Origin of the sequence: Phenylobacterium sp., assembly GCF_030698145.1 — a bacterium.
In the GTDB taxonomy this organism is placed as follows: Bacteria; Pseudomonadota; Alphaproteobacteria; order Caulobacterales; family Caulobacteraceae; genus Phenylobacterium.
The window spans coordinates 1-15,316 of record NZ_JAUYNW010000046.1 but is presented as its reverse complement, the minus strand read 5'-3'; the positions used below and the strand labels follow the sequence as shown (position 1 = coordinate 15,316).

The window sequence follows — 15,316 nt, the reverse complement described above, 5'->3', positions numbered from 1 at the left end:
GAAGTCCAGGAAGAACCCGGCGGGCCGGGGCGTCGTGGTGGGCGTGAACGTCAGGTATGAACTGGCGATGACGATGTCTTCTTTCAGGAACCCGTGGCCGGGCGAAAAGTCCAGCTCGACCGGAACGAGCGCGCCGAAGCCATCAAGCTCGGTCGTGAACGACCCGGTCAGGCCAAACTGATCGGGCAGGCCATAAGGTCGTGGATCGCCGGAGGGCGCCCAGAGACCGCTCACGACGCTGAAATCGATAATCCATCTCGCGGCCTGAGCCGGCGCCGCGGCGGCCAATAGCAGGCAGGCGGCAGCCGCCGCCGACATGATTTTCATGTCCAAGTCCTCTCCAAGTTTGCGCGACCCTTCGCCCTAGCGTTGTCCCTGTCAACCGGATGCACGCGCCTGGCGACAAGCCCGTGTGCGCCCAAATCTCCCACCCTCAGACGCGGAGTGACCATGTCCCCGCTTACCCAGCTCTCGCCGGCAAGGCGATCAACTGGCCGATCGGCCGTGCCCAGGGAGTACAAGCCGATGGCCCGCCGCCCTGTCCCGCCCCGGCGGCCGACCGGCCCGCTCGACCAGCTCGCCGGCCAGATTACGGCGCTGCGGGACGATCTGCGGGGCGACATTGCGCGCCTGGAAGAGCGCGTCGAGCGCACGGATGCGAGGGTCGACCTGGGGATCAAGGGCCTGGGCGAGGACGTCGGCCGCGAGATCAGCCACCTCAACAATCGGATCGAGCGCTTCCACGACGCGGCGCTGCGCGAGATCGAGCTGGTCCGGGCCGACCAGGCAGACCACGAGCTGCTGACCGCCGAGGGGGCCGCGCGAGGGGCCGCCGCCGGCGTGGCCAGCGTGAAGTCGTCCAGGACGATCGGGTTCTGGAGCGACTGGAAGGGCTGGGCGGTGACGGTCTGCGCCTTCCTGATCACGGCCGGGACACTCGCCGAGAAGCTGCCGAAATTCATCAAGTTGATCGAGGCCCTTTGGAAGGCCGCAGGAGGTGGAACATGAGCGATCCCGACATCAACACGCCGATCTCCGTCCGGGAGAGCCCGGCGGTCGACCAGATCATGGCGGCGGTGCGCCAGGTGCTGGTCGCGCTGGGCGGTTTCGCGGTCGGCAAGGGCTGGGTCGATGAGAGCACGGCCTCGGCCGTGACCGGCCTGGTCCTGGTCGTCGGCCCCATCGTGTGGTCGCAGATCGCGGTGCGCGGCCGGCACGCCAAGCTGGTCGTCACGGCCGAGGCGGCGCCGAACGCCGTGGCGACCGTGGATCGGGGCTGATGGTCGCCACCCTGATCTCGGCCGCGCAGCTCCGGCTCTTCGCGCCACGTTGCGACTACCTGGTGATGGCGCCGGCCATCGACGCCGCCTGCGTCGAGTTCGCCATCACCACGCCGCCGCGCATCTGCCACTTCCTGGGCCAGTTGCACCACGAGAGCGCCGGGCTCACGCGGTTGGAGGAAAACCTGAACTACTCCGCCGAGCGCCTGATGGAGGTTTGGCCGACGCGGTTCCCGACGCTCGAATCCGCCACGCCTTTCGCCCGCAATCCCCGCGCCTTGGCCAACAAGGTCTACGGCGGGCGACTGGGCAACAACAAGGTCGACGACGGCTGGAAGCATCGAGGCTCTGGCCTGATCATGAACACCGGCAAGGCGAACCATCAGCGCGTCGGCGACCAGATCGGCGTTGACCTGGTCGCCGCGCCCGAGCTGCTGCGTCAGCCGAAGATCGCCGCCCGCGCCGCGGGGGCCTACTGGGCCGATCGGGGCCTCAACGCCCTCGCCGATAGCGAGGACCTGGCTGGGATCACCAGACGCGTCCAGGGCGGCTCCCTAGGCCTCGCTGAGCGCGGGAGAGCCGTGCGGCGGGCCAACGCCATCTGGCGGCCGAACTACCGCCCCTAGGCCGCTAGCGGGGGCTCCCCGTCGCCGGCCGCTGAAAAAGGATCCGAAAATGAAGACCATGCTCTGCGCCGGCGCGCTGGCGCTCGCGTCCGTCGCCCTATCCGGCTGCATCACCGAGGCGGGCCGAGCCGCGTTCCCGAACCTCAAGCAGATCGAGCTGCGCATCCAGTCCAACCAGAACTGCGGCGACGTGGCGGCCGGCGTGGTCGCCGCCACGGACGAGGGCGAACTGTCGAACAAGGCCCTGGTCGCGCTCTTCAAGGCCTGTACGGCCTGGCAGGGCGGCCAGACGATCATCCTGGACCCGGAAGCCGCCCGGAAGTCGATGCCGGGGCTCTAGCGCCTCGCCAGAACGACCGGGCGGACCTCCCAACGCCCCCCTGCGCCCCTCGGCTCCGGCCGGGGGGCGCTTTTTCGTTGCGTGGTTATGTGCGGATTATCCGCACATGGGCCGGCGCAGCCTCTACGACCTCCTGGAGGGCCGCGCGAACATCGACGCCGTGCTGGCGCTGAAGCTGGGAAAGCTGGTGGGATCGACGCCCGAGTTCTGGATGAACCTGCAGCGGACCTATGACCTGGCGATCGCCCGCGAGAAGCTGGGCGCCGACTTGGACGCGATCCCGACGCTGACGGCCGCCTAGCGACGCGTGGCGACCGATCCGGCGCTAAGCGGCGGCCTTCCCGGGTTGGGTCTTGGCGTAGGCCTCAGGCGTTCGCGCGGCGCGAGATTCTGCGAGAAGTGCTTCAGCCAAGGCGGTCTGGGTCAGTTTTGCCTGTGCGCGGGCTAGTTGGCCGTTGAGCTCGAGAAGCGACTGAATGCCGACGAAGGCCGGGTGAAGGCGCTGAAAGACAACCCCCACCCCGGCGCCGGCCGCCCCGACGCACAGCGTCGTCGCATCCTGATCGGTGAAGGTGAGCTTCGGCAGAGCGAGTGAAAAATCCACTCCCGTGGTGGAAAATATCTTGGCGCCGACGATCGCAACAGTGGTTGCCAGCGCAGCGAGAAAGAGGGTCGCCCAGAACACCATCTGCGCCTGGAGCGCGGCGGTGTAGCTGTCCACCCGGTGCACGGACATACCGTCACCGCGCAAAATGGTCGCGGTCAGGATCATGGCTGGGAGAAGCCCCGCCATGAGGAGGGACAGGAACGCGATGATCTCTTGGGTCGCAGCCAAGACACCCAGGCGCGGAAGGGCGAGCGCGAACGCACCGCCCAAGATTCCCGCGATGAGCGCCCTGACAATTCCCATGACCTAGTCCAGATCGATCGAGCCCTTGGCGGCCCAGGCGTTCATCGCCGAAACGAGCGCATAGGTTGCCCGTTGCCAATCGATGAGGCCGCCTGTCTCCAGCACCTCGGCGCTATGCATTAATTGTACCAGTTTGCCGTCGGTCTTCCCATCGCTCGAAAGAATATGAACATCGCCCTGGTTGGTGAGTTCCGCGACGGCCTGCTGGAGGGCGTCCGGATGCACGTCAGCGGTCGTCTTGCGTCGCACGCTGGCGATCGAGACTTCTAGCCGGGCCTTCAGCGCCAGCTCGGGGCTCATGTTCGCGCGCAGCGCCTCAAGCTTCGTCTCGTCGGCGCCAGCCGCACGCATCATGTCCAGCACACGCCAGCCTTCGGCGGCCATCTCGTCGAACTTGCGCGATTTGGGTCGCTCTGCAGCCAAAGGGAACCCTCCGGGACCATCGGTAGGCCCCTCTCCGACTGCCAGCCCCCGGGCCTTGAACACAAGCTTCTTGGCGCTGCCGCCGAGTGACGCTCCGCCTTCAATTTGGATCTTCGGCTGAAGCTTCCATTCCGACCCGGGGTCGAGCTGCGAGCCGGCCTTCAGGAGCGCATTGATGTACCTGGCCAGACTGATCGTCCGGAACGCCATGCGCTCAATCGCGGCGACGTGGTTGCCCCGGACCATGAGGTAGACAGGCTCGCCAAGCGACGCCTCGCCTTCGGCCAGCGTCCTTGGGATCACTTCTGCGACGGGCCGGGGCTCCTTCGGGTGAAGCCAAGTGGGCAAGGCGCTGCGACCGTCCAGGTGCATGATGTCGGCGAGGAAGGCGGTTCCGTCCTCTGAGAAGTTCAGGCAACCGCGGTGCTGGCCGTCGTCTGAAATGTGGAAGACCCGCTCGCGGGCATCCAGCCCGAGAGGACCTGACATGACCGCATGGATACGCTGCTGGAGGGTCTGACCGGTGCTGTCCGGGCCGGCGAGTTGAGCCAGCCGATAGTGGACCTTTACGGTGCGTGCCGTGCCTGTCGTCATATAAATCCCCCTCAACCGGGAGGAAGTGGCGCTTGGACGGAACTACGAGTCAAGGGTGTGGTACCGATCAGCGGTCCCGCAGGTTGCAGGCCAGGCTGGGTCTTTGCGGCCAGGGGATCGAGCATCGTCACTCGGCTGACCGTGCCTGCCAGGCCGCGATCCGCGCTTTCTCGCCGACGTGGGTTGCGGCGCGGTCCTGGCGATGATCGACCCAGGCCCCACTATGGCCACAGGAGAAGGTTGCGCGCCGCGCCAGTTCCGCCATCGTCATTTGCTGCTCCATCTCTCGGAGTTGGTCGACGTTCAGGAGCGCGCCCATCTTGCCGCCGTGGCCGCAGGTTGAGCAGGTCAGCATCACCTTCCAGCCCTTCTCAATACAGAGCCCGATTGTCGTATTGCGAAGGGAGGCCTCATAGGCCTCGTTGGCGTTCTGGAAGGCCACGGCTCAGTCCTCGACGGCCCGCAGGCTCCAGGCCCGCGCTCGCACGCGAGCGGCTTCCTCGGGCGGCAGGATGGCCAGGAAGTTGACCACATCGTCGGCGCCGAGCTGGGCGACGTACATCGGGCGATCGGCGGTCTCGGCCGGCTTGGCGTTGTCGTTCGCGCTCATCGGCCACAGACCTCGTCAAGGTCGACGCCGTCGACTGCGGCCCAGAACCGGGCGGTTTCGTCCAGGGAGAGCCAGCTCACCTGGCCGTCAGCCCCGAACGACAGGACCGGCGCGAAGCCGGGATCGGGCTGGGGTGGGGCAGGATCGGGCGGGTTTCGGTCGGGCATGTCAGCCTCCATAGCGAAGGCCTGGACTCATGACTCACCTTCGCGATGTTCGCAATATGTTCTCATTGCTCGAGGTGGATGCGAGCGGCGCTCGCACGGGCGCGCGACGCGGTCATCCGGTTGACAGGCCAAGGTAGAAGCAGAACTAGTCTCGCATGGGTAAGCCACTAGCGCGCATCACCTGCCCGATCTGCGACACGATCGAGCGCATGGAATTGACCGGTCCCCTGCGGGTCTGGAGCGATGTGTCCCGGCAGGCGATCAGGATCGATCCGAATTGCCATGTCGGGGCGGCGGCGGCGATCTGTCCCAATTGTCAGTCGCCTTTCGGCGTTCTGATCTACTTGGGATCGTCGACGATCCAGCATCTTTTCAATACCAATTCGCCCGAAGAGACCGACGTCGCTCTTCGCGACGCAAGTATTGTAACTGTCCCTCCGTCGGCAATCGCACCTGAGAGTTATCCGAACCTCCCAAAGCTGATCTCGGAGAACTTCGTCTATATCCAGGAGGATGCTCAACGCCGCCGAAATCCGGCAGGAATACTAAGCGGCGCGAGGAGCTGTCTGGACGTCGCCCTGAAGGCGCTCGGGCAGGAGGAAGGTGGCCGTCGTGCCCGGATCAATAACCTGGCGTCGGCCGGGCTAATCACGACAGCTATCGCGGCGTGGGCGCAGACCCTTTGGGAAGAGGGATCTGATGCATCGCATGACCTTCAAGCGAACCTTGATCGGGCAATTGAGCACGTCGATTTTTTGCGGCTCTTCTTCGAAGTCGCGTTTGAAATGCCGGCGAGGGTCGCGCTCTCGTCGCATGGCGCCGTCCCAGTCGAACCAGTAGCCGACTAGCAAGCAATGCGGAGCGCGGGGCTAGGTTGTTCCACGTTGTAGCGCGCCCCAGCTACCAACGCACCTCGCGAGACCTCCCCGACCTAGGCCGCGTCCAGGGCCCGGTTCACGTCGCGCACCAGGTCGCCCGAACCTTCCAGGCCCACGCTCATCCGCACCCAGCCCTCGGTCAGGCCGATCTCCTGGCGCTGTTCCTCGGACATCGAGCGGTGGGTGGTGGTCGACGGATGGGTCGCCATCGACTTGGCGTCGCCCAGGTTGTTGGAGATGTCGACGATGGCCAGGGTGTCGAGGAACCGCCAGGCCGCCTCGCGGCTCCCCAGGTCGAAGGCCACCACATTGCCGCCGCCGCTCATCTGGTTGGCGATGATCGCCGCCTGCGGATGGTCGGAGCGGCCGGGATAGATCACGCGCTTGGCCTTCGAGTGCGCGGCGATGGCGTCGGCCACCTTGCCGGCGTTCTCGGTCTGGCGGCGCACGCGCAGCTCCAGGGTCTCCAGGCCCTTCAGCAGGACCCAGGAATTGAACGGCGACAGGGCCGGGCCGGTGTGGCGCAGGATATCCTTGTAGCTCTCGGTCATCAGCGGCTCAGCGCCCAGGATCGCCCCGCCCAGCACCCGGCCCTGGCCGTCGATGTGCTTGGTGGCGGAATAGACGACGATGTCGGCGCCCAGGGCCAACGGCTTCTGGAAGATCGGGGTGGCGAAGACGTTGTCGACCACCAGCTTGGCGCCGGCGGCGTGGGCGATGTCGGCCACCGCGCCGATGGCGGTCACCTCCAGCAGCGGGTTGGCCGGGCTCTCCACCAGGAAGGCCTTGGTGTTGGGCCGCACCGCGTTCTTCCAGGCCTCGACATCGACAGCGTCGACGAAGGTCACCTCGACGCCGAACCGGGGCATCCACTCCGACAGAATCCAGCGGCAGGAGCCGAACAGCGCCCGGCCCGCCACGATGTGGTCGCCGGCCCGCACCAGCCCCTGCAGGGACACATGCACCGCGCTCATGCCCGAGGCCGTGGCGCGGCAGGTCTCGGCGCCCTCCAGCAGGGCCAGGCGGTCCTCGAACATCTGGGTCGTGGGGTTGCCGAAGCGCTGGTAGATGAAGCCCGGCTCCTCGCCCGAGAAGCGCTTGTCGGCGGCGCTGGCGCTCTCATAGGCGAAGCTCTGGGTCAGGAAGATCGCCTCGGAGATCTCGCCATAGGGCGAGCGGGCCATGCCGCCCCGCACCAGCTTGGTCTCCTGCTGCCAGTCGCGCGGGTCTTCGGCCATCGGGGTCTCCAGTTCAGACGGGGCAGGGCCTTCTACCCGGCGAAAACGCCCGCCGCCACAGCGGAAAAACTGTCGCGGCGCCCAGGGGAACGTGGTCTGCGCCTTGCCAGACTCGTACCGGACGGCGAGTGTCGCCCCGATGATCGACACCCCATCCAAGGACGCCGCCGGCATCCTGCCCTGCCAGTCCATCGACGCGCTGATCGCCGCGGGCGCCATCACGTCGGTCCAGCCCTTCGACCATGACCAGGTCCAGCCAGCCAGCCTCGACCTGCGCCTGGGCGCACGCGCCTGGCGGGTTCGCGCCTCCTTCCTGCCGGGCCTGGGCCGCACGGTGCCCCAGCGCATCGCCGACGTGGCCATGCACGAGCTCGACCTCACCAGGGGTGCGGTGCTGGAGCGCGGCTGCGTCTACATCGCCGAGCTGCAGGAGGGCCTAGCCCTCCCGCCGGGGGTCTCGGCGCGGGCCAATCCCAAGAGCTCAACTGGCCGGGTCGACGTCTTCGTGCGGCTGCTGACCAACAATTCCGTGGCTTTCGACGATGTCGCCGAGGGCTATGCCGGCCCGACCTATATCGAGGTCGCGCCCCAGACCTTCTCGATCCTGGTGCGCACCAACACCCGGCTGAACCAGCTTCGCTTGAAGCGGGGCGCCCCGCCCAAGCTCTCGATCCGCAGCGTCGGCGTCGAGCTCTCCGACCTCACCGACGGCATCGCCGGCTTCCGCGGTCGCCGCCACGCCGGCGTCGTCGACATGGACCACGTGGACGGCCACGACCCGAAGGACTTCTGGGAGCCGCTGTTCCCGCGCCGCGGGGAACTGCTGCTGGACCCCGGCGAGTTCTACATCCTGGCCTCCAAGGAGGCGGTCGAGATCCCGGTGCTGCAGGCGGCCGAGATGACCCCCATCGACCCCTCGGTGGGCGAGTTCCGGGTCCACTACGCCGGCTTCTTCGACCCCGGCTTCGGCACCGAAGAGGCCAAAGCCGTCGGCTCCAAGGGGGTGCTGGAGGTGCGCAGCCACGAGACCCCCTTCCTGCTGGAGGACGGCCAGACCGTCGCGCGCCTGGTCTATGAACCGCTGACCGAGAAACCCACCCGGCTCTACGGCGACCAGGGGTCGCATTACCAGCGCCAGGGTTTGAAGCTATCAAAGCACTTCAAGGTCTGGTCGTAGGCCTTCAGTCCCGGGGGAAGTGTGGGGCGGGTATCGGCGATCTCGAGCGCCGTGGCGCTCCTCCTGAGCCTTCTGCCCGGCTGGGCTGGCGCGGCCCCGGCCATGTGGCTCGTGCGCGACGCCGACACCGAGATCTACCTGTTCGGGACCATGCACGTCCTCACCCCGGCCGCGGCCTGGCGCACGCCGGCCTATGACGCGGCCTACGACCGCGCCCAGACCGTCTGGTTCGAGGCCGACCTCACCACCGCCGATCCGCCCGTGCTCACCGACCTGGTCGCCCGCTACGGCGTCGATCCCAATCGGCCGCTCAGCGCCAAGCTGGCGAGCTGGGAGATGCGGGCGCTGAAGCCCCTGCTCGAACGCGGCCGCGTTCCCCTGGCGCGGATCGAGCATATGCGCCCCTGGGCCGCGGCCCTGATGCTGTCGACCCGCTCCCTGGGCCCGGGTGGTGGGACCGCGGCGCACGGCGCCGACCTGGCCGTCACCCGCCAGGCCAAGCAGGCGGCCAAGACCGTGCGCACCTTCGAGACCGTGGAGGAGCAGGTGCGGATGTTCGCCGGGCTCTCCGAGCCGGGGGAGCTCCAGTACCTCACCGACGTGATCCGCGAGCGCTCCGCCCCCGCGCGTCGGGGCGAGCCCTCCCTGCAGGACGCCTGGATCGCCGGCGACATCCAGCGCCTGGGCCCCGGCCTGGTGGGCGACATGCGCCAGGCCAGCCCCGAGTTCTACGACATGCTGCTGCGCCGCCGGAACCTGGCCTGGGCGCAGACCCTGGAGCGCGAGATCACCGCGTCCGGCGGGGTGCACCTGGTCAATGTCGGGGCCTTGCACATGGTCGGCGACGACGGCCTGCCGACCCTGCTGGCCGCCCGTGGCTACGAGGTCCGCCGCATCCAATAGTTAGGCGTCATCGACATTTTGTCATGGTCGCGTGACACACGCGATGTTGTCATGTTTCCTGGCGATTATATCTTTGACAAACCCACAGGATCGGGTACGTTGATTCCATTGAAGGAATCCGCCGATGTCTGTTCTCTCCAAGCCCTACTTCCACAACGAAGCCGAAGCGTTCGCTTTCGTCGAGTCGGTCCTCTGGGCGCAAGGCCCGGTGTGCCCGCATTGCGGCGCGATGGGCCGCGTCTACGTGCTGGCGGGCGTGCGGACGAAGGCCACCAAGAAGAACCCCGAAGGCGTCGTGCGCGAGGGCCTGAAGAAGTGCGGCGACTGCCGTAAGCAGTTCACCGTCCGCATCGGCACGATCTTCGAGGAAAGCCACCTGCCGCTCCACAAGTGGCTCCAGGCGATCTTCCTCATGTGTTCGTCCAAGAAGGGCGTCAGCAGCCACCAGCTGCACCGCACGCTGGAAGTCACCTACAAGACGGCCTGGTTCCTCTCGCACCGCATCCGTGAGGCCATGCGCGACGGCGAGCTGGCGCCCTTCGGCGGCGGCGGCGGCATCGTGGAAGTCGACGAGACGTTCCAGGGCCAAGACCCCGATGCGGCACCCTCCAAGATGGCGATCCGCAACAAGAACGCGATCCTCACGCTCGTTGAGCGCGGCGGCCGGGCGCGCTCCATCGTCATGCCGGTGGATCAGCTAAACGCGGCGAACATCGCCGAAGTCCTCTCCGTCAACGTCGTGAAGGAAGCTCGTCTGCGCACGGACGAAGCCAAACACTACATCACCCCTGGCAAGGCCTACGCCGAGCATCAGAGCGTCGCCCACGCCCGCGAAGAGTACGTGAGCAAGGACGACCCGACCGTCCACACGAACACGGTCGAAGGCTTCTATTCGATCTTCAAGCGCGGCATGAAGGGCGTCTACCAGCACTGCTCCAAGAAGCATCTGCACCGCTACGCCGCCGAGTTCGATTTCCGGTATTCGAACCGCATCGCCCTCGGTGTGGACGACAAGGCCCGTGCGGTGACGGCGCTGAAGGGCGTGGTCGGCAAGCGTCTAACCTACCGCAGGCCTCACGATGGGCTCAACGCCAGAGGCTAAGCGCAAGCGGCGTCGGTCGCGCTGGCGGACGAAGGGGAAGCGGCGCGGAGCAAGGCAAGCTCTCGCCATTGAAGTCTCGCGGCCTCCAGAGCGGTCCGCGCCTCTTCCTCCGAGGCTGCCGTCACGCCGAACCGCAAGGAACCGTCCGCAAAAATCCCGATCCACCCCCCGCATGATCGGGGCGCGATTCGCGTCAAGTCGCCAAGGCTGGTCATGTTCGTTGTCTCCGACGCTGGCGTAGCGCCGCGCTATGAGGCATTTTTTTTAACGGAAAATCAAATAGATAAGGCCATTACAGAGGGCGCATGGAGTTACAGTGCGTAACGATTACAGCGCATTGACTCTGTATGTAATTGCTCGTAGCTTGTACCCAATGAGATCGGGACAAAGGGCTGAGACCCAATGGCTGTAACAGAACAATCCGCGCCCTACGCGCCGACGTCGGTGATGCTCATGCTCCTGGCGCGCAATCGGGAGAAGGGGCTTCCCAACCCGATCACGACCGAAGTCCTTCAGCGACTCGGCGTGTCAGACAGTCTAGTCCAACGCACGTTCCAAGCACTTAAAATATTTGACCTAATCGAAGACGACGGGAAGCACACGGGCGTCTTCGACGCGCTGCGCCGAGCGCCCGAAGCAGAATACCGCCCGCGAATGGCCGAATGGCTGAAGGGGGCCTACGAGCACACGCTCGACGTACTCGACCCGGCCACGGCGACCGAGATGCAGATCCGAGACGCCTTCCGCCATTACAACCCCCCAAGCTTGCAGCCGCGCATGATCCGGCTGTTCACGAGCCTGTTTGAAGAGGCGGGCGTACGAGAGGCTAGCGAGACAAAGCCGCCGCCGAAGAAGACGGTGACTAGCGGAGGGGCGCGCCTCTTGCCTCGCCCGCAACGGGCCGTCGTTCGCGCGCCGACTTCTAATCAGGGCCGCGCGACGTACGAGCCACCGGGCAATTCAGGCCTACATCCTGCGCTGGGGGGGCTTCTCTCCAGCCTCCCGACATCGGGCCGCGGCTGGACGCAGGAGGATCGGGACCGCTTCCTCGCCGCCTTTAGCGTTGTGCTCGACTTCGCTTATCCGCCGGGGGTGTCTCAATCGTCCAATGACGCTGAGGACGAAGATGCCGAAGCGTAAGAGTTCCGTGAAAACGGAAACCGGGGCCTTGCGGCCCCGGCCCCATCAACCGTCAGTTCCTACGGGCGAATACCCCGAAGGCCGGACGCCGTTGGCGCGGCGAGCCGGAGGGGGGTGGCACATGAGGAGGTAGATAGCCTCACAAACCGCCTCTGCGCCCGGCTCCGCTTGCGGTGTCGGGCGTACGCGTATCTATCATGTCTTCTCGTTGAGAGGAATCCCGTGGCCGATCCGAAGGACAAGCCCCAGCCCGACAAGTTCCGTGACCTCGCCCGCGAGCTAGAGGCCGACGAAGACGAAGGCCGCTTCGAAGAGACGGTGAGGAAGATCGCGCCGAAGGCACCAGCGGCGGACGAGGCCAAGGACCAGTGAGGCGCGGCTTAGTCCTAGTCGCCCTTGGGCTCGCGATATACCCGACGTGGTTTTTCCTCACCGATTTGATCAATCCAAACCCTACCGGGCTTGAGATCAAGGATGGCGCCGTCCTGTCGGCTATCCCCTTCCTCTTGGGCGTCGCGCTTGTCGGGTGGGGGTTAGTCTGCCTCTGGCGGGCGTGGTCGGCGATGAAGCGGCGTTTGAGAAGGTCGTGAAGAAGGTGGCGACCGCGCCGCCTAAATCCGATCCTGAGGACAAGGCTCTTAGCTAGGTGTCCTCCTCTTTGGGACGATCGCCAAGTACGATGCCGGAGTCCCCGCCGAAGATGATGGCGTTCCGCATGGTGCCGCCGCGCTTCATGTGCACTCCGACATCCTGTCCGGTCACGACGAACCCCTCGGCGAGGCCGCCTTCGTCCATTAGGACGCCAGTGCGACGCTGGCTTGCGGGCTCTGGGCTCGCTTCTGGAGCCTTCGCGGGCCGCTCCTTGCTGGGCAGGGCAAGCCGCGCGAGGTAGACGACCGCAGCGAGCGATAAAACGGCCAGCGGCAGGTAGCTCCACCACCCACTCATGGCTTCAGCCAGCCACTCGAGACTAGTGGTGCTTGCAGCGCCCTCGCGAACCGCGATGAAGACGGCTGCGATCCAGGTGCAGGTTGTAGTGAGCGGGTTCGGCGGCGGGATGCGCATAGCTTCAGCATATCACCGCACCCCCGTTCGGGAAGTGGGTTTGTGAACGATATAATCGCCTGTTTCCTTGTCATATCGACAGGGAGACTTGGCATGGCGGCGCGGACGAACGGATGGTGGGGCAGGGCGGTCATCGCGCTGGCGTTGCTGGCCATCGTGCTCTTCTACGCCGCCGGCGCCGCCGTCTTCTGGGCGGAGGCTGACGCTGTGGCCTTGGCCCAGGCCCTGCCGCCCGCCGCCAACCTCATCGTCGCCGTGGCCGATTTCTGCTGGGCGCTTCCGGGCGCTGTGCGCGCCCTCTGACCATGGAGCACCAAGTGAGAAACCCTCTCGCCCAGGTCCCGACCTGGACTTACGGCCCGATCATCATCGCGCTCGGCGCGGGCATTCCCATCGTCGGCAAGCATCTCGGCTTGACGTTCAACCCGTTGGCGACCGGCCTGGTCGCGGCGGCCACCTTCGCCCTGGTGATCGGCGCCAGCGTGGTCTGGTGGCGACGGCTCGACGAGGCCGCCAAGGAAGCCCACAAATTCGCCTGGTACTGGGGCGCCAGCATCGGCATGGCCGCCGCGGCCGTGGGCTTCGTGGCCCTGTTCTCCCATGACGGCGCCCTGCTCACCGCCGGATGGAATGGCCGCTCGACTCCACAGGACTTCGTCGAGTTGGGCGTGATCGGCGTCCTGGTTCCCCAGATCACCGGCTATATCGTCGCCTGGGTGGGCTGGTGGATCTCGAAGCGGTGATGCTGATGAAAAACCGCCTCAAGGTGCTCCGCGCCGAACGCGACTGGAGCCAGGCCGACCTCGCCACGCGATTGGATGTGTCCCGCCAGAGCGTCAACGCCATCGAAACCGGCAAGTACGACCCCAGCCTGCCCCTGGCCTTCAAGATCGCCCGCCTGTTCGAGGCGCCGATCGAGACGATCTTCAGCGACGACTGACGGTGGCGGGGCGGCTAGGCCGCCGCCTCCTCCCGCCGGTAGATCGACCGCTTCGGCGCGGCCACGACGCGGCGTAGCATCGGTTCGAACGCCTCCAGCGGCATGGACTGGTAGGCCGGGTCGAAGCTGTTCTGGTCGTACATGTGGCAGAACTGGGCGGTGTGCTCGAAGTCCGGATGGCCGCGGTACTGGTCGCGCATGTCGCGATCCAAGCCGAGGTAGTGGAAGAAATAGTAGCCCTGGAAGACGCCGTGCTTGTCCATCATCCAGAAGTTCCGCTCCGAGACGTAGGGCTTCATGATGATCGCCCCGATCTCGGCGTGGTTCGACGGGCCCAGGATGTCGCCGATGTCGTGCATCAGGGCGCAGACCACGTATTCCTCGTCGCGCCCATCCTTGAAGGCCCGCGTGGCGGTCTGCAGGGAATGCTCCAGCCGGGTGACGGCGAAGCCGCCGCTATCGGCCTCCAGCATCTTCAGGTGCGCCAGCAGGCGGTCGGGCAGCTCGTTGCGATAGGGGGCGCCGGCGCGGCCGATGGCCTGCCAGTCCTCCAGGGTGCCCTCGGTCATGGCGTGGAACTTGGCGCTGCTCGCGTCGTCGGCCATGACGGCCTCCCTTGGGTTATCGCTGTTCAGGCCATCGTGCGGCGGACCAGGGCGGACGTCAACGAGGGCGCTTGGCCGCGCGCGATCTCCCGTCTATGTTCCGCTCCCGGCCGCCGCCCAAGCGGACCGCATGCGGGCGTAGCTCAGGGGTAGAGCGTCAGCTTCCCAAGCTAGAATTCTCGCTTCTCATAGCTTCTCATACCTGCACCAATCCCTTATCCCCGTTGACTTTGCGGTCTACGGCTCCGCTCATGTGAGAACATGGGTTCTGGCTCTTGCACATTCGATTTGTGAGCCAGAAAGGAGCCAATGGATGGCCCGACTTAAATTGACCGAGCTCTCGGTGAAGGCCCTGATCTTCGCCTGAATTAGTGGACGGGGTTAAGCCGCTCTGCGCACAGCTTCCTGGCCGAGGTCGGCGATGCGCCGCTGGCGGCGCCGGATCAGGCTGTTCTGCGTTCGGCCCCGGCAAGCCCTTATGACCGCAAGTTGCTGATGCTGGCGCTTCTCGCGCCCGACCTGCAGGCTCAGATCTTGGAGGGTCGGCAGCCTCCAGGTCCGACGCTACGCGGACCAATTGCGGCCGACCTTCCCGCGGCGTGGGAAGATCAGCGGCGCCTATTCGCCGACCTCTCCTGAGGCCTCCTGTTCTTGGCGATCGGCTCCCTGATCAGGCCTGCACATTTCCTTGCTGTTAGAAATGAATTCCCTGCTTCCGCACGCAGGGAATTTTCGCTCTCGACGAGCGTAAGCCTACGAGAACAAAGGATATTGTGAGCGGCCTGGCGCCACGAGATGCGCGCCGATTGCGTGCTTGTTCCAAATTCCCTGCAGAATTCCCTGATCGCAGGGAAACTCAACTAGATCGCGGACACGCGGACACGCGGAGACGTTGACCGGGAATGGCCTCGGATTGTCCCGGAGACAGGGCGCAATTCAGACTCGTGACGGGGGTTTCGGCGGCGTTAGTCGCGGAAATTCCGCGCCTTAGGGAATGGCCATACCCGGAGAGACAAGTTGTCGGGGTGGTTGGCGGTGGAGGCAGTCAGGCCAGCAGTCGTCTCTATCCGTCGCGTCGCAAGGAACGGCTCAGTGACACTGGAGGATCATCCAGACCTTCGAGAAGTCGCCGATCCTGGCATCTCTCTCTCGGATCCAGAAGTAAAGCGATCCCACGTCGCCCCACATCATGCCCGCTTCATCATCCGTGTCGAGCTGCAGCAGCAGACGCCAATCTGCCAGGTCGCCGCCCCGTTGGCCCAGGCGCCTAGCGATGTCTTGGCACTCCGCCTCCATGCTGTCGCTCTGAACCGGGCAC

23 protein-coding genes are annotated in these 15,316 nt (G+C 65.9%); 14 read left to right on the top strand and 9 right to left on the bottom strand.

The features are described from left to right. The first annotated feature begins 525 nt into the window (after positions 1-525). The 5 genes from Q8Q77_RS05415 to Q8Q77_RS05395 all read left to right on the top strand — a co-directional run bounded on the left by Q8Q77_RS05415 (position 526) and on the right by Q8Q77_RS05395 (position 2,547). Positions 526-1,008 carry a hypothetical protein gene (locus tag Q8Q77_RS05415; protein WP_305581945.1) on the top strand — a complete coding sequence of 161 codons (483 nt, stop codon included), beginning with the start codon at positions 526-528 and terminating at the stop codon, positions 1,006-1,008. Further along, entirely contained in the window at positions 1,005-1,280 is a 276-nt protein-coding gene (locus Q8Q77_RS05410) for a hypothetical protein (protein ID WP_305581943.1), read from the top strand. Before Q8Q77_RS05415 ends, Q8Q77_RS05410 begins: the two co-directional genes overlap by 4 nt. Then, a complete protein-coding gene (locus Q8Q77_RS05405; RefSeq protein WP_305581941.1) occupies positions 1,280-1,906 on the top strand; it encodes a hypothetical protein in 627 nt (208 codons plus the stop codon). Before Q8Q77_RS05410 ends, Q8Q77_RS05405 begins: the two co-directional genes overlap by 1 nt. Positions 1,907-1,955: 49 nt before the next feature. Next, positions 1,956-2,246: a hypothetical protein gene (locus tag Q8Q77_RS05400; protein ID WP_305581939.1), complete on the top strand. Its 291-nt coding sequence runs from the start codon at positions 1,956-1,958 to the stop codon at positions 2,244-2,246. Positions 2,247-2,352: 106 nt separating this feature from the next. Next, entirely contained in the window at positions 2,353-2,547 is a 195-nt protein-coding gene (locus tag Q8Q77_RS05395) for a hypothetical protein (protein WP_305581937.1), read from the top strand. A 24-nt stretch (positions 2,548-2,571) separates the two neighbouring features. Here the strand turns inward: Q8Q77_RS05395 and Q8Q77_RS05390 are convergent, their stop codons facing one another. The 5 genes from Q8Q77_RS05390 to Q8Q77_RS05370 all read right to left on the bottom strand — a co-directional run bounded on the left by Q8Q77_RS05390 (position 2,572) and on the right by Q8Q77_RS05370 (position 4,950). Beyond that, the gene (locus Q8Q77_RS05390; RefSeq protein WP_305581935.1) at positions 2,572-3,156 is read right to left on the bottom strand and encodes a hypothetical protein; all 585 of its coding nucleotides are present in this window, start codon (positions 3,154-3,156) and stop codon (positions 2,572-2,574) included. A gap of 3 nt (positions 3,157-3,159) precedes the next feature. Next, positions 3,160-4,173 (bottom strand): hypothetical protein, encoded by a 1,014-nt coding sequence (locus tag Q8Q77_RS05385; RefSeq protein WP_305581933.1) that lies wholly within the window; start codon positions 4,171-4,173, stop codon positions 3,160-3,162. A 127-nt stretch (positions 4,174-4,300) separates the two neighbouring features. Continuing rightward, positions 4,301-4,615, bottom strand: coding sequence for a hypothetical protein (locus Q8Q77_RS05380; protein ID WP_305581931.1), 315 nt, complete (start codon positions 4,613-4,615; stop codon positions 4,301-4,303). A gap of 3 nt (positions 4,616-4,618) precedes the next feature. Beyond that, a complete protein-coding gene (locus tag Q8Q77_RS05375; protein WP_305581929.1) occupies positions 4,619-4,783 on the bottom strand; it encodes a hypothetical protein in 165 nt (54 codons plus the stop codon). Then, positions 4,780-4,950, bottom strand: a complete 171-nt coding sequence (locus Q8Q77_RS05370) for a hypothetical protein (protein WP_305581927.1) — start codon at positions 4,948-4,950, stop codon at positions 4,780-4,782. The genes Q8Q77_RS05375 and Q8Q77_RS05370 overlap by 4 nt, the downstream gene beginning before the upstream one ends. A gap of 155 nt (positions 4,951-5,105) precedes the next feature. Here Q8Q77_RS05370 and Q8Q77_RS05365 point away from each other — a divergent pair, with 155 nt between their 5' ends. Next, positions 5,106-5,798, top strand: a complete 693-nt coding sequence (locus tag Q8Q77_RS05365) for a DUF4145 domain-containing protein (protein ID WP_305581925.1) — start codon at positions 5,106-5,108, stop codon at positions 5,796-5,798. Between the two features lie 83 nt (positions 5,799-5,881). Here Q8Q77_RS05365 and metZ read toward each other — a convergent pair whose 3' ends face one another. After that, positions 5,882-7,066: an O-succinylhomoserine sulfhydrylase gene (metZ, locus tag Q8Q77_RS05360; RefSeq protein ID WP_305581923.1), complete on the bottom strand. Its 1,185-nt coding sequence runs from the start codon at positions 7,064-7,066 to the stop codon at positions 5,882-5,884. A 139-nt stretch (positions 7,067-7,205) separates the two neighbouring features. Between metZ and Q8Q77_RS05355 the strand changes: the two genes are divergently transcribed. The 5 genes from Q8Q77_RS05355 (at position 7,206) to Q8Q77_RS05335 (ending at position 11,760) form a co-directional block, all read left to right on the top strand. Then, complete coding sequence (locus Q8Q77_RS05355; RefSeq protein WP_305581921.1) at positions 7,206-8,243, top strand: 2'-deoxycytidine 5'-triphosphate deaminase; 1,038 nt, start codon at positions 7,206-7,208, stop codon at positions 8,241-8,243. A gap of 51 nt (positions 8,244-8,294) precedes the next feature. Further along, a complete protein-coding gene (locus Q8Q77_RS05350; protein ID WP_305581919.1) occupies positions 8,295-9,146 on the top strand; it encodes a TraB/GumN family protein in 852 nt (283 codons plus the stop codon). Between the two features lie 124 nt (positions 9,147-9,270). Next, positions 9,271-10,248, top strand: coding sequence for an IS1595 family transposase (locus Q8Q77_RS05345; RefSeq protein ID WP_305581917.1), 978 nt, complete (start codon positions 9,271-9,273; stop codon positions 10,246-10,248). Positions 10,249-10,650: 402 nt separating this feature from the next. Further along, positions 10,651-11,388 carry a DUF5343 domain-containing protein gene (locus Q8Q77_RS05340; RefSeq protein WP_305581915.1) on the top strand — a complete coding sequence of 246 codons (738 nt, stop codon included), beginning with the start codon at positions 10,651-10,653 and terminating at the stop codon, positions 11,386-11,388. A gap of 222 nt (positions 11,389-11,610) precedes the next feature. Further along, positions 11,611-11,760: a hypothetical protein gene (locus tag Q8Q77_RS05335; RefSeq protein WP_305581913.1), complete on the top strand. Its 150-nt coding sequence runs from the start codon at positions 11,611-11,613 to the stop codon at positions 11,758-11,760. Between the two features lie 270 nt (positions 11,761-12,030). Here Q8Q77_RS05335 and Q8Q77_RS05330 read toward each other — a convergent pair whose 3' ends face one another. After that, complete coding sequence (locus Q8Q77_RS05330) at positions 12,031-12,453, bottom strand: hypothetical protein (RefSeq protein ID WP_305581911.1); 423 nt, start codon at positions 12,451-12,453, stop codon at positions 12,031-12,033. 93 nt (positions 12,454-12,546) lie between these two features. Between Q8Q77_RS05330 and Q8Q77_RS05325 the strand changes: the two genes are divergently transcribed. From Q8Q77_RS05325 to Q8Q77_RS05315, 3 genes are read left to right on the top strand one after another with little or no spacing between them, the layout of a single operon-like run. Beyond that, complete coding sequence (locus Q8Q77_RS05325; protein ID WP_305581909.1) at positions 12,547-12,756, top strand: hypothetical protein; 210 nt, start codon at positions 12,547-12,549, stop codon at positions 12,754-12,756. Between the two features lie 14 nt (positions 12,757-12,770). Further along, positions 12,771-13,196 (top strand): hypothetical protein, encoded by a 426-nt coding sequence (locus tag Q8Q77_RS05320; RefSeq protein ID WP_305581907.1) that lies wholly within the window; start codon positions 12,771-12,773, stop codon positions 13,194-13,196. A gap of 5 nt (positions 13,197-13,201) precedes the next feature. Next, on the top strand, positions 13,202-13,393 hold the full coding sequence (locus Q8Q77_RS05315) for a helix-turn-helix transcriptional regulator (protein ID WP_305582065.1): 192 nt from the start codon (positions 13,202-13,204) through the stop codon (positions 13,391-13,393). Positions 13,394-13,407: 14 nt separating this feature from the next. Here the strand turns inward: Q8Q77_RS05315 and Q8Q77_RS05310 are convergent, their stop codons facing one another. Then, complete coding sequence (locus tag Q8Q77_RS05310) at positions 13,408-13,998, bottom strand: HD domain-containing protein (protein ID WP_305581905.1); 591 nt, start codon at positions 13,996-13,998, stop codon at positions 13,408-13,410. A gap of 1,089 nt (positions 13,999-15,087) precedes the next feature. Then, on the bottom strand, positions 15,088-15,316 hold a 229-nt coding region (locus Q8Q77_RS05305), incomplete at its 5' end, for a DUF1963 domain-containing protein (RefSeq protein ID WP_305581903.1).

Excerpts from the sequence above, each read along its gene's own strand:
- Q8Q77_RS05410 (WP_305581943.1), top strand. The coding sequence starts at position 1,005 with ATGAGCGATCCCGACATCAACACGCCGATCTCCGTCCGGGAGAGCCCG.
- Q8Q77_RS05385 (WP_305581933.1), bottom strand. The coding sequence starts at position 4,173 with ATGACGACAGGCACGGCACGCACCGTAAAGGTCCACTATCGGCTGGCT.
- Q8Q77_RS05365 (WP_305581925.1), top strand. The coding sequence starts at position 5,106 with ATGGGTAAGCCACTAGCGCGCATCACCTGCCCGATCTGCGACACGATC.
- Q8Q77_RS05315 (WP_305582065.1), top strand. The coding sequence starts at position 13,202 with ATGAAAAACCGCCTCAAGGTGCTCCGCGCCGAACGCGACTGGAGCCAG.
- Q8Q77_RS05400 (WP_305581939.1), top strand. The coding sequence starts at position 1,956 with ATGAAGACCATGCTCTGCGCCGGCGCGCTGGCGCTCGCGTCCGTCGCC.
- Q8Q77_RS05390 (WP_305581935.1), bottom strand. The coding sequence starts at position 3,156 with ATGGGAATTGTCAGGGCGCTCATCGCGGGAATCTTGGGCGGTGCGTTC.
- Q8Q77_RS05310 (WP_305581905.1), bottom strand. The coding sequence starts at position 13,998 with ATGGCCGACGACGCGAGCAGCGCCAAGTTCCACGCCATGACCGAGGGC.
- Q8Q77_RS05345 (WP_305581917.1), top strand. The coding sequence starts at position 9,271 with ATGTCTGTTCTCTCCAAGCCCTACTTCCACAACGAAGCCGAAGCGTTC.
- Q8Q77_RS05355 (WP_305581921.1), top strand. The coding sequence starts at position 7,206 with ATGATCGACACCCCATCCAAGGACGCCGCCGGCATCCTGCCCTGCCAG.
- Q8Q77_RS05415 (WP_305581945.1), top strand. The coding sequence starts at position 526 with ATGGCCCGCCGCCCTGTCCCGCCCCGGCGGCCGACCGGCCCGCTCGAC.
- Q8Q77_RS05325 (WP_305581909.1), top strand. The coding sequence starts at position 12,547 with ATGGCGGCGCGGACGAACGGATGGTGGGGCAGGGCGGTCATCGCGCTG.
- metZ (WP_305581923.1), bottom strand. The coding sequence starts at position 7,066 with ATGGCCGAAGACCCGCGCGACTGGCAGCAGGAGACCAAGCTGGTGCGG.
- Q8Q77_RS05330 (WP_305581911.1), bottom strand. The coding sequence starts at position 12,453 with ATGCGCATCCCGCCGCCGAACCCGCTCACTACAACCTGCACCTGGATC.
- Q8Q77_RS05340 (WP_305581915.1), top strand. The coding sequence starts at position 10,651 with ATGGCTGTAACAGAACAATCCGCGCCCTACGCGCCGACGTCGGTGATG.
- Q8Q77_RS05395 (WP_305581937.1), top strand. The coding sequence starts at position 2,353 with ATGGGCCGGCGCAGCCTCTACGACCTCCTGGAGGGCCGCGCGAACATC.
- Q8Q77_RS05375 (WP_305581929.1), bottom strand. The coding sequence starts at position 4,783 with ATGAGCGCGAACGACAACGCCAAGCCGGCCGAGACCGCCGATCGCCCG.
- Q8Q77_RS05370 (WP_305581927.1), bottom strand. The coding sequence starts at position 4,950 with ATGCCCGACCGAAACCCGCCCGATCCTGCCCCACCCCAGCCCGATCCC.
- Q8Q77_RS05405 (WP_305581941.1), top strand. The coding sequence starts at position 1,280 with ATGGTCGCCACCCTGATCTCGGCCGCGCAGCTCCGGCTCTTCGCGCCA.